At 40.1% G+C, this 12673-nt stretch carries 10 protein-coding genes; 8 read left to right on the top strand and 2 right to left on the bottom strand.

The annotated features are described in order from the left end of the window. Positions 1 to 32 precede the first annotated feature (32 nt). Complete coding sequence (locus CQZ96_RS15315) at positions 33 to 1070, bottom strand: 2,5-dihydroxypyridine 5,6-dioxygenase (RefSeq protein WP_105713845.1); 1038 nt, start codon at positions 1068 to 1070, stop codon at positions 33 to 35. Positions 1071 to 1299: 229 nt separating this feature from the next. Here CQZ96_RS15315 and CQZ96_RS15320 point away from each other — a divergent pair, with 229 nt between their 5' ends. The 7 genes from CQZ96_RS15320 to CQZ96_RS15350 all read left to right on the top strand — a co-directional run bounded on the left by CQZ96_RS15320 (position 1300) and on the right by CQZ96_RS15350 (position 8137). Continuing rightward, positions 1300 to 2442 carry an FAD-dependent monooxygenase gene (locus CQZ96_RS15320; RefSeq protein ID WP_004725487.1) on the top strand — a complete coding sequence of 381 codons (1143 nt, stop codon included), beginning with the start codon at positions 1300 to 1302 and terminating at the stop codon, positions 2440 to 2442. Continuing rightward, complete coding sequence (locus tag CQZ96_RS15325) at positions 2439 to 3245, top strand: alpha/beta fold hydrolase (protein ID WP_004725490.1); 807 nt, start codon at positions 2439 to 2441, stop codon at positions 3243 to 3245. Before CQZ96_RS15320 ends, CQZ96_RS15325 begins: the two co-directional genes overlap by 4 nt. A 12-nt stretch (positions 3246 to 3257) precedes the next feature. Then, positions 3258 to 4013: a hypothetical protein gene (locus CQZ96_RS15330; protein ID WP_004725492.1), complete on the top strand. Its 756-nt coding sequence runs from the start codon at positions 3258 to 3260 to the stop codon at positions 4011 to 4013. A gap of 10 nt (positions 4014 to 4023) precedes the next feature. Then, the gene (locus CQZ96_RS15335; protein ID WP_105713846.1) at positions 4024 to 4662 is read left to right on the top strand and encodes an isochorismatase family protein; all 639 of its coding nucleotides are present in this window, start codon (positions 4024 to 4026) and stop codon (positions 4660 to 4662) included. Positions 4663 to 4847: 185 nt separating this feature from the next. Further along, the gene (locus tag CQZ96_RS15340) at positions 4848 to 6164 is read left to right on the top strand and encodes an MFS transporter (RefSeq protein WP_004725495.1); all 1317 of its coding nucleotides are present in this window, start codon (positions 4848 to 4850) and stop codon (positions 6162 to 6164) included. 56 nt (positions 6165 to 6220) lie between these two features. Then, complete coding sequence (locus CQZ96_RS15345; protein WP_171287927.1) at positions 6221 to 7411, top strand: hypothetical protein; 1191 nt, start codon at positions 6221 to 6223, stop codon at positions 7409 to 7411. Positions 7412 to 7432: 21 nt separating this feature from the next. Further along, positions 7433 to 8137, top strand: coding sequence for a nitroreductase (locus tag CQZ96_RS15350; protein ID WP_105713848.1), 705 nt, complete (start codon positions 7433 to 7435; stop codon positions 8135 to 8137). Positions 8138 to 8207: 70 nt separating this feature from the next. Here CQZ96_RS15350 and CQZ96_RS15355 read toward each other — a convergent pair whose 3' ends face one another. After that, entirely contained in the window at positions 8208 to 8714 is a 507-nt protein-coding gene (locus CQZ96_RS15355) for a hypothetical protein (protein ID WP_004725502.1), read from the bottom strand. A gap of 184 nt (positions 8715 to 8898) precedes the next feature. Between CQZ96_RS15355 and CQZ96_RS15360 the strand changes: the two genes are divergently transcribed. Then, complete coding sequence (locus CQZ96_RS15360; protein ID WP_105713849.1) at positions 8899 to 12672, top strand: exodeoxyribonuclease V subunit gamma; 3774 nt, start codon at positions 8899 to 8901, stop codon at positions 12670 to 12672. Position 12673: the final 1 nt, after the last annotated feature.

Here is a 12673-nt window from a genome sequence, read left to right on the forward strand (position 1 = left end):
TTTGGTTGAGTTTTAGTGGCTCGTTTTTAGCGTTAACTAAGCGCTATAGGAACGCCTTGATCAACAACCACTAAATCATCGAGTTTCACTGTGCAGTTACGAAGTGGAATATCCATATGACATGGTGTCTTGCGGCTACCACCTACTTCTGTGTTGGGTCCCGTTGAAAATAAAAAGTTACCATTAAAAGCACGTGCATCCATACACATTCCATCATTTTTATCATGCAAACCCATCGCTGTCCATTGTGCTCGAGGTTGTAAGCCCCAACCAATGTGTGAAATTCCATACACCTCTGGATCATTAAAATATTTCATATAATCACGAAGATATTCTGCTTCAAATCCACCATGAATTTGAGTAATTACCCCCTTTTCGATTTCTAAAGTGACTCTTTCACGGGCATAGGTTTTAAAGGGTAATAAAATATCACCAATATCTAAAACCAAGATGCCTTCTGCCATATTTTCATTGGGCCAAGTGAATAAGAAACCACTCGGCCAGTGATCCCAGCGCCCAACTTCGTCAGCAAAGCCATATTCAGTTACAGCAGGGTATTGCCCAAGCGGAGCATAAAAATCTGTGCCTGCCTTTGAGGTTACATGCATACTTTTCGCTTTCTTTAAGTATTTTTCAGCAGTTTGAACCCGATGTTTGTCTTCTTGTGTGGGCAGCATACGAGCGAGAATTTCTGGGGGTTCCACGGCCAGTAAAATTCGTGTTCCTGTTTTTAAAATCTGTTCTTGTTCTGGTGAGTGCAGCAACATCATGGTGTCGATGATGAGGTCGACAGATTCAAGTGCTTGTTGTGCAGCAAAATTACCCGTTAATGCAGTATCACCACAATAAGCGGTCATATCGTTCCCCATGGCTTGGGGGTGATTAAATGAAGGTAATTCTAAAATAAACACTTTAGCTTTTAACCGACATGCTGCATCAAGTGCGGCTTGAACGGTTTGTTGATGTGAATAATGACTTTTTAAAATCGCCACACTTTGTGTTTCATCGACCTTGGATAAGGTTAAAACATGCTCAAACATTTGGGTCAGTTCAGTGTTATTTACAGGCATGATGGTGCTCCTTTTTCATCGCTGTTTTTTGTATTTTTAAAGAGTATACACTTTGATAATGCAAAATGTACATTTATTACGTCATTGTAATTAAATTAATTATTAAGAATAAACAAATATTTAATTGATTTTATGGGTTGAGATTTGTTTGAGAATTTAAAGTGTATAGACTTTAATATTATCGTGAGGTATATCTATTAAAAGAAAAATTTGTTTGATGGAGTAAACAATGAATAAAGCAAAAAAAATTGCAGTGATTGGTGCAGGTCTTGGTGGCGCTTCAATGGGGCTACTGCTACAGAGAGCGGGTTTTGATGTTGATGTCTATGAACAAGCAACAGAATTTTCTCGTTTAGGTGCTGGTATTCATATTGGCCCAAACATTATGAAAATCTTTCGAGAAATGGGCTTGGAGCAAGACTTGGAAGACATGGGATGTCATCCAACGCATTGGGTCAGCCGCGATGGAAATACCGCAGACTATATGTCCAATGTCAGTTTGACCGGGTACGGGGCGACCTATATCACGATTCATCGTGGTGATATGCATGCTCGACAAATCGAAGCTTTACAGCAAGACAAATTACATTTTGCCAAGCGCTTAAGTGCTGTTGTTCAAAAGTTAGATGGGATAACGCTAAGCTTTGAAGATGGCACCGTGAGTGATGTTGATATTGTGATTGGTGCTGATGGGATTAACTCAAAAATCCGAGAAATCATTCTTGGACCAGAAGCACCTTTATACAGTGGCTGGGTTGCGCACCGTGCCATGATTAAAGGAGAACAATTAGAGAAATTAAAACAGCAATTTGATTTAGATGACTGTGTCAAATGGTGGTATGAGGATCGTCATATGATGGCCTATTACACCACTAAAGAACGTGATGAGTACTACTTTGTTACAGGTGTGCCTCATCCAGCATGGGATTTCCAAGGGCAAAGTTTTGTACCATGTTCAAAACAAGAACTATTTGAAACATTTAAAGATTTTCATCCAACCATCCAAGCCATGATTGAAGCCAGTGAAGATATTACCAAGTGGCCATTAAACAATCGTAATCCATTACCGATATGGAGCAATGGCCGTATGGTGTTGCTCGGTGATGCTTGTCACCCCATGAAACCGCATATGGCACAAGGCGCAGGTATGGCGATTGAAGATGCCGCAATGCTCACGCGTTGTTTGCTGCAAACAGGTTTAGACAACTATCAAGAGGCGTTCAAATTATATGAACAAAATCGTAAACAACGTGCCAGTCGAGTGCAAGAAGTTTCCAATGCCAATACCTTCTTAAAAAGCCAAGAAGATCCAACTTGGGTGTATGGATATGATGTATATGCACAAGCGTTAAATGAGGAGGAGACCGTATGAGTCAATTCCTGTATGGGTCAAATGTAGCGGCCAATCAAGTCCGTTTACATTATCTTCGTTATGGTGGGAAAGGGCATGCTTTGGTGTTGATCCCCGGGATTACCAGTCCTGCCATTACCTGGGGATTTGTAGCGGAGAAATTAGCTCAATTTTTTGATGTCTATGTTTTGGATATTCGAGGCAGAGGCTTGTCTTCTTCGGGGGAGCATCTGCAATATGACACTGATACCTGCGCACAAGATATTCTGGATTTTGTTAAAAAATTAGACTTGGAATCTTATTATTTGGTTGGGCACTCGATGGGTGCGCGTTTTGCGATTCGCTGTGCTGCATTTGAGCCCAAAGGTTTGAAAAAAATAGTCTTAATTGATCCTCCTGTCTCAGGTCCAGGACGGCGTGCTTACCCGAGCCAGCTATCCTGGTATGTCGACTCTATTCAGCAATCTATTCAGGGTATGAATGCGGAAGACATGAAGCAATATTGCCCATCTTGGACTTTAGCGCAAAGACAATTGCGCGCAGAGTGGCTACATAGTTGTTATTTACCAGCCGTTATCAAGTCTTTTCATGATTTTCATCATATTGATATTCATCAATATATCCCAAAAGTCAAAGTGCCAACTTTATTGATGGTGGCTGGCAAAGGTGATGTGATCTTGGCAGGCGATATTGCAGAAATCCAATTGCTTAATTCACGAATTTTGGTGAATTGTGTGAAAAATGCAGGGCATATGATTCCTTGGGATGATTTAAATGGGTTCTTAGCAGGCTTTTCAGATTTTTTAGAACAGAGGCTTATTTAAGGAGGAATGATCATGCAAAGAATTTATAGAATTGGTCAAATCGTACCCAGTTCCAATACCACGATGGAAACTGAAATTCCAGCGATGTTGAAAGCACGTCAACTGATTCGTCCTGAAACATTTACCTTTCATTCTAGCCGTATGCGGATGAAACATGTCAAGAAAGAAGAGCTTGTGGCAATGGATGCGCAGTCTGATCGTTGTGCTTTAGAACTTTCAGATGCCAAGGTGGATGTCTTGGGATATGCCTGTCTGGTTGCGATTATGTCCATGGGCATCGGTTATCACCGTGAGTCAGAAAAACGTCTACATCAAGTCACGGTTGATAATGATGCTGCAGCGCCTGTAGTCACCAGTGCGGGGGCTTTGGTTGACTGTTTGAAACTGATGAAGGCGAAAAAAATCGTTGTTGTTACGCCGTATATGAAACCCTTAACTGAATTGGTGGTGAATTACATTGGTGAAGAGGGTTTTGAAATCTTAGATTATGTGGCCTTAGAAATCGCTGACAACATTGCTGTTGCACAACATGATCCAGCTCAATTACCCAACATTGTGCAAAAGCTGAATTACCAAGATGCAGATGTGATTGTGCTTTCAGCATGTGTACAAATGCAGTCACTTTCTGCAGTCGCTAAAGTTGAGGCACTCACGGGTAAGCCCGTGATTTCAGCGGCAATCGCAACAACCTATCAGATGCTTAAAGCAATGGATTTAGAGCCGATTGTACCGGGTGCTGGTGCATTGCTCTCTGGCGCATATGCATAAGGAGTGTGGAATGAAGCAACAATCCCTGAATGATAATTATCAAGGTGTGTGGGGAAATCGAATTGGCTTTGGCAAGAAACCTGTGCTGTTGTTGGTCGATTTTATCCAGTCTTATATTACAGCATCTGAGCCTTTATATGCGCCAGATGTGATTACCGCAGTTCAAGAAACTGAAGCGGTTTTAGCACTGGCACGTGAACAGAATATTTTAGTGATTCACACCAATATTCTTTATCACGCTAAAAATCAAATTGACGGAGGAATGTGGGTAAAAAAATCACCTGTAATGGCAGCGATGACGGTGGATAATTCAGCCACTCAATTTTGTCCACAAGTTCAACCACTCGACACTGAATTGGTGATCACTAAAAATTATGCAAGTGCTTTTTTTGCAACAAGTTTGTCATCGGTTTTAAACGCTGAGGCGATAGATACCGTGATTATAGTGGGCTGTTCGACCAGTGGGTGTGTTCGCGCAACAGCAGTGGATGCTGTGCAACATGGATTTAGAACCATTGTGATCCGTGACTGTGTTGGGGATCGTCATCGTGAACCGCATGAAGCCAATCTGTTTGATATCGATAGTAAGTATGGAGATGTTGTATCAAAACAAGAAGTCTTGAATTATTTCACTCAAAACAAAAATTGATGACTGATACAACTAAAAATTATGGATGTTAGGGTAATAAAAAACCAAGGATAGAATGGTTTTTGGTGATGCATTAAAACAAAAGAGAATGTGCAGATCATCAGTGACATAAAAGCTTTGTTCATTTTGTTCTAAGTATTACAAGAAAAACAACTCACTTGGTTTGTGATCTAAAGGAGTTAGATATGTCTACCAGTGTTGTAAAACCACAAGAAATTTACCCTGAACAAGAGGTTCAGGTTTATAAAAAAGTGATTTGGAAACTGATTCCATTCCTGTGTTTCTGTTATATCGCAGCCTATTTAGACCGAATTAATGTCGGGATTGCCAAATTACACATGTTAAATGATGTGAACTTGAGTGAGGCTGCGTTTGGGTTAGGTGCAGGACTTTTTTTTGTTGGCTATATTATTTTTGAAGTACCCAGTAACTTGGTTCTGGAAAAGGTCGGCGCAAAAATTTGGATTGCGCGCATTATGATTACATGGGGGATTCTGTCTGGTTTAACCATGTTTGTGACGACACCGATGCAGTTTTATGCGCTGAGGTTTCTGCTCGGTGCTGCGGAAGCAGGCTTTTTACCCGGGGTTTTGTATTATTTAACCACGTGGTTCCCAACATATTATCGCGCTAAGATCATTGCCTTATTTATGATTGGTTTACCTTTGGCGGTGATTATTGGTAGTCCGCTTTCAGGTTGGATCATGACCACCTTTGATCAAGTTTATGGCTGGGCAGGTTGGCAGTGGCTGTTCTTTTTAGAGGCACTTCCAAGTGTGATCTTGGGTATTTTGACATTTAAAATGTTACCGAATCACTTTTCTAAGGCCAAATGGCTCAATGATGCTGAAAAATCAATCCTTGAAAAAAATCTCAATAAAGATTTAGAAGGCAATGACTCTGCTAAACAAAAGCATAGTTTTAAAGATGGATTTTTCAATACCAATATCCTGAAACTCGGTGCAATTAATTTTTCGATGTTGCTGTGTACCTATTCTATGGGCTTTTGGTTGCCGACATTTATTAAAACCACTGGGGTCGCCAACTTATTAAATATCGGTTTACTGGTTGCCATTCCAAGTATTGTTGGTTTGATTGCAATGTTAGTCATTGGGCGGAGTTCAGATAAATATAGAGAGCGTCGTTGGCATATGGTCGTACCATTTATTTTTGGTGCAGTCGCACTGTTTTTAACCACAATGTTTAGTACCAATATTGTCATGACCTTGATTTTGTTCTCGATTGCTGCGATTGCGACCACAGGCACCATCCCCGTGTTCTTTAGTCTTCCTGCAACTTTTTTATCAGGAACTGCGGCGGCGACAGGGTTTGCACTGGCGTGTTCTATTGCCAACATTGCCGGCTTAGTCAGTAACACTTTGGTGGGGTATGCCATTCAGATTACCGGTAAACCAGAAGGCGCACTCATCGTGTTCTCAGCATGTTTATTGTTGAGTTGCTTCATTGTGCTGTCTTTGCCTAAAACTTTAGTAAACAAATAAATTAAAAAAATTGAATGGCAATGCGTTCGGGAGAACAAATTGCTGAGGAGGTTCTCATGTTAAAAATTAAATATTTAGGATTAATCATATCGAGTTTGATCTCATTTCAAGCCTATGCCAATGCACAACCTTCACCGTTCCAATGGGAAACTGAAGATGGTTTAAAACAATTGAAATTAGGCGGTTTTGTCCGAACCAATTATCGTGATGAGCGATGGGAAAGCCCCAATAATGGCAAGTTTTTGTTTGATAATGCTCGTTTAAATATTAAGGGTAAATATGACCAATTTTATTTGGATGTAAGTTATGCCTTCCAAAGTGATCATAAACGTTCTGTTGAACATGGTTTTGTCGGCTATAAGCCTGATGACAATAATGATTTTCAGGCCGGAATTATTTATAAGCCTTTTGGAATTTATCCATTCCCAGAGCATGCCTGGACTTTCCCTATTCCATTTTTCTTAGGATTTGCCGACAGTGTAGCACCGGGATTGAGTTGGAAAAACACCTCGCCAACCCATGATTTTAGCGTGGCGTATATGCCAATCATGAGTCCAGGCAATATTCGTTACTCGCCTGAGTCTGGTTCGGCGGATAAATTGGATAATGTGCTGCCTCACCAACAACAATATCTTAACGAAAAAAGAAATCAGCTCAATCTACGTTATGCCCATAAAATGGATTTGGAATTTGGTAAACAGGAGTTTGGTGTGAGTGGGGCATATTCACAATTGCGTAATAAAGCGACGGATAAAAATGGCGATTATTATGCATTTGGAGTGCATGGCTTAAACAATTACGAAAAATGGAATGTGCAAACTTCAGCGATTCGCTATAAATATGATGCAAAAAACCCAGAGGGTTTAAATAATGATCAAATTTTAATGCAAGCGAATGGTATAACACCTGCTTATTTTGTCGCAGCTGAAGGGACGATTGGTTCATTTAATATCGGTTATACCCAACCTGTGCAAACCAAGTATTTTCCGAATTTAAAAACTGTAAAATTCTATAATGATTATAGTGTGTTATGGAAAGACAAAGCCGGCTGGGATCGCTCGCAAATGGACACCTTTGGAGTGCAGTTTAATGCAATGCCTTTCTTAATTTGGGTGGACGGAAGTGTCGGGAAGAATGTCAATGTGTTGGGTGGGGCTAAAAACTCAACTGGCTATACCTCGACGAATTCGGACTATAGCAATGACTGGAAATTTAGGTGGAATATCAACGTCGGATATAACTTTTAGTCTTGACCTATGAGGGAATAAATGGAATTGACAGCCAATAATCTGGTCGAAGCAGTGATTTTAAATCGACATTCTGTGCGTGCATTTACAGATCAGGCTGTAGATCCTGAGATCATTCAGGATCTGCTGCGAAAAGCCAGTTACGCACCTTCTGGAACCAATACGCAACCGTGGAAAGTCTATGTGGTTCAGGGCAATAGCAAATTGAGGATTAGCCAACAAGTGATTGCAGCGGCGGATTCCATTTATTCTGGTCAAAGTTCAAGAAGCGAATTTAGCGCCCCTTATCTTTATTATCCTGAGCAATGGTTTGAACCGTATATGAGCCGTAGACGGGAGAATGGTTGGGGTATGTATGCTGTACTGGGCATTAGCAAACAACAACGACAGGAAATGCATCAACAACAGCTTCGAAATTTTAAGTTTTTTGATGCGCCTGTCGGTTTATTTTTTACCACGCATCGTCAATTAGAAGCGGGCGCAAAAATGGCGATCGCCATGTTGATGCAAAATATTATGTTACTTGCAAAAGCGCAGGGCTTAGACACCTGTCCCCAAGCATCATGGAATGATTATCATAAGATTATTATGCCAATTTTAGGTGCTGCAGATGATGAGCAGTTGGTCTGTGGCATGTCTTTAGGCTATGCCGAAGTGAATGAAAAAATTAATTCTTTTCATCCCTCACGACTCAGTCTTGAAGAATTTGCAGTATTTTTACAATGAATAAAAATAAAGAGATATCAGCTGATATCTCTTTATTTTACTGAATATAGATCTTAAAGTATGGCAGTGCTTAGCTCACTAACTTTTGGGTTTGTTTATTTTGAATATTTTTGGCTAATTTATAACATTCATCTACATGTGCTTCGGCAACTTTCTTCATCACAATATAGCCTAAACTTGCTGCAATGATTGAGCCACCCAATGGGATAAACTTGGTCACTTGTTTGGTAATGATTTTAGCCGCCATATTATTTAATGATGCCTTTACCGCAGTACGCGCAACCACTAAACCTGAAAACTCAAAACCACGTTTGCGTAATTCATTCCAATGAATTTTCTTGGTTGCAGGATCATAAACACTGATTTGATCTGGTGCTAAACCAAAGCGGGCATTGATTTCAGGAATTAGAAGCGACAGCATCCCGACATCAATCACCACATCTAAAAACGGAACAGGAATCACTGCAACGCCAGCAGAGACATAAGAGCGCTTTTTCACTTGCTCCAAGCATTCATCACGAATTTGTTCTAAGTTTAAGCTTGGATCGATTGCGTCTGGAAGTTTATCAATTTTCATAAAACAATTACCTTTGTTTCAAGCTTTTTCTCATATTTTTGAAAATGCATGTTTAAGCTTGAAATTGTGAAGTTATTTCCAAATAATGTTTTAAAAATGCCATAGTATGGTGTTGTTGTATAGTGGCGAATGTTTATGTTTTGTGCATAAACGTAGACAATAGAAGATTGAAAGTTGAGGGATTATGGCCATTCATGTGATTCAAAGCCAACGCATTGATGTCTTGGTGCAAGGGCTTTTGCAAAATACCATTCGGCCATCTAAGAATCCTTTTGCAGTCTTGCAAACACAACATTTTATTGTCCCAAGCCCTGCGGTACAAGAATGGTTGAGCCAACGTATTGCTGAACAACAAGGCATTAGTGCCAACAGCCAATTTCATCAACGTATTCGTGGTTTTCAGTGGTTTGCTTATCAGCAAGTTTTAGACGACAAAGACAAAGTCCGTAAAGCCAATATTCCGCGTTTGATTATGAAGTGGCGAATTTATCAAACGTTGAAAAGTTTTATTGAGCAGGATGAAAATAGCTTAGCCCAAGATCATCCTTTGCATGGCATTATCCAGCGTATTTATGATGCAGCCTCGCAACTGGAACAAGGTTTAGAGAAGCAACTCAAAAAACAAAGTATGTTGTATTGGGTCTCTGAACAAGTGTCAAAATTGTTCAGTCACTACATGCTGTATCGTGGGGACTGTCAACGCGGTTGCCAACAGAACAATGGACAAGCATGTAGTTGCCCAAGCAATTGGTTAGGGCAGTGGGGACGTGGTCAAGCACTTAATCTCGAACAACAATTCTTTAAAACCAATCAACAAATTTCAGCATTTACTTTAAATCAAGCACAAGAGCTGGAAACTTGGCAACGTTGGCTGTGGCAACATACATTTCATGACGATTTTATTGAAATGCAAAGTATTGATCATGATTTTTGGCAAATCATGGATGATGACCTACAACGCCCTCAAGCCTTAAAAAAATTACCCAGCCAGCTGATTATCTTTACTTTATTGGATTTGCCACCGAGTCAATTACAGTTTTTAAGACGACTGGGACAATATTTGGATGTGGTGATTTTACATTACAACCCATCACAAGAATATTGGGCAGATAGTGTCGATCCAAACTGGAAAAAACAATATGACTTACGGGTAAAGGCGCGTTTTGTCAGTAAATATCCCAAAGCGACCGATGCAGATATTCAAAAGTTTTTTGATGAATTTACTTTGAATTTTAATGCAGAAATTCGTGAATCACGACATCCATTATTAACCCGTTTTGGTAAACAAGCCCGTGATCACTTTTCGATCTTATCTAATCTGTCTTCAGGTGAAGAAGGACAATGGGTGGATGCCTTTGTCGATGAAGAACCGATTCATTTATTAAGTAAATTACAATCAGATATTCTGTATTTGGTTGAGCCTGAACCGCATGCTTATCCAATTGCCAAAACGGATGACTCAATTCAAGTCCATGTGTGTCATTCGTCTTTACGACAGCTTGAAGTGTTAAAAGACCAGTTGGTTGCTTGGCTGATGAAAAGCACTGTTGAACAGCCACATCGGCCAAGTGATGTTTTGGTGTTAGTGCCAGATTTAAAACAAATTGAACCACTTATTCGCAGTGTATTTCCACACACACCAAACCAAGACAGTATTTATCTGCCAGTGAAGATTGCTGGAGTAACGCAACTGGATGCCAATAACGCTTGGCGAGCCGTTTTAGGTCGTATTCAATTGGTGGAAGGTCGTTTTAGTGTTGAGGATTTTGCAGATTGGTTAAGTTTAAATGCCACGCAATTACGTTATGGTCTGGATATTTCAAATACAGAAAGAATGATTGAGTTATTGATCAATGCTGGGTTTAAACGTGGTCTAGATGCACAACATTTACGACGATCTTTAAGTCAGGATGATGAAGATTTTCGTTTTAGTTTTAAATTTGCTCTTGATCGTTTGGCTTTAGGTATTGCGATTCCAGAGCATACGATTTTTGAAAATACCCTAAGTTATGCCCAAATTTTGCAAAGTGATTTTGAGTTAGTGGCTAAACTGATTCAGATTTATCAAGATTTTGATGTGCGCCGTGACTGGATGATTGCGCATGAGTTGGGGAAAAATACCACGTTAAAATGCAATGTTGAGGCGTGGTTAAAACTACTGATGCAAGACATTGTTGAGTTTGAACAAGCCGGTGTTGAGTCGTTAAAAGTCGTACGTGAAATTGTCAAAAAACAAGAGCGTATGCTGACTTTAGCCAGTTTTTATGATGAACATGCGCAACCCATCCTTAAAAATATTTATTTACCTTTACCCTATCTATTGAATGAGATTCAAAATTTATTAGAAGGTCAAATCGATCAGGCTTTACCGACAGGTCAGATTACCTTTAGCCAAATTGGCCAGATTCGTCCTTTGCCTTATAAGTTGATCGTCCTGTTAAATTTGGATGGGGGTAAATTTCCAGATCGGAATGTACATTTGCCCTTTGATTTAATGCAAATTCTCAAGCCGCAATTGGGGGATCGTTCCCGTCTTGATGATGATCAAGGGGCTTTTCTAGATGCTTTATTAGTGGCGCAGGAAAATCTATGGTTATTCTATAATGGCTTTGATGTGAGTGATGGTGAAGTTCGGGAGCCATCCAGCGTGTTACAGGAATTGATCAACCATATTGCCCTGATTGCTCAATCTGAAACGGCATTATCTACGGATAATAAAGATATCAGTCCTGTTATGATTGAGCTTAAGGGGGTTCAAGTCCCTGAACATTTGCAGTGCTTATATCATATTCATACTTTACAACCTTTTGATCCAAATGGTTTTGAGTCAACAACACCGCTTCGTTTTCAAGATCAATGGTTCAATGTTGCACAACAAATCCGTCAAGCGGAAATGCTTGCTAAACGTGAGGCTTGGGCAAATACACAATATCCTGTTGTTCAAGAAGAGCTCACTGTTTTGGATGCGCGACAGTGGATTCAAGATATCACTTTCCCAGCACAGTTATATTTAAAAACTTTATGCGTAGAGAATCTGCGCGCAGAAGATATTCCCGCAATGAACGAACCCTTAATTCTGGATGGTTTGGCACGTTATCAGATTCGAGATTTCTTACAGAAACAATCGGCTCATTCTGCCGAAGATAATTGGTCTCAAGAGATTGGATTACTGCAGAATCAATTACCCATTGGCAAGGTTCAGCACAGCGCATGGCAAATCAGTTTGGCGGAGCAAGACAGTTTAAAAGAGCGTTTACAGCGTTATGCTGCTGATGTGACGTTGACAACGCAACGCCAATGGCGAATTGACGCTGGTTTGGTTATGAATATCACAGTACCTCAGCAAGCAGGGCAGCATTGGGTGAGTTTGGATGCATCAAGCGGTCGTGCTAAACGTCGTGCCAAAGTTTGGTTAGAATATTTACTCTGGTTAAGCTATTTAAATGTCGATGCTGAAAAGTCTAAAACGCTACAACGTATTGCGGTATTTAGTGATGTCACGATTATCAGTACCGGGTTAAGTTCAGAACAGGCGAAAGCATATTTATTGCCGTGGTTTAAAGCATTTGCCTATGCCCAATCGGAACCTTTAGTTTTGCCCGCGGCTTTGTTACTAAAACCCGCTGAAAATAATAAGCAGTTGCAATGGTCACTCGGGACTATTGAAGCTGGCTTAGCTGAACATAGTTTAAATGAACATGGTTCAAATGCGGATACACAACATCATGTGGAAAGCATGTTGATCGATAACTTTGCAGATCTTTTAAATGAATGGAATAAAAGCGATGCGTTTCTAACTTATGATTTGACTGAAATGGAATGGAGTAAAAAGCATCGGGATTGGCAATTTATTTTGCAAGAGCAAGATGCGACCGCATTGTTAAAACATGCTTGTGATCATTTTGGCTATGCGTTGTATCAGCCGATTTATCAGCATCAATTTGTTGCGGAGGAATAAA

This window comes from Acinetobacter sp. MYb10 (assembly GCF_002980175.2).
Lineage (GTDB): Bacteria > Pseudomonadota > Gammaproteobacteria > Pseudomonadales > Moraxellaceae > Acinetobacter > Acinetobacter guillouiae.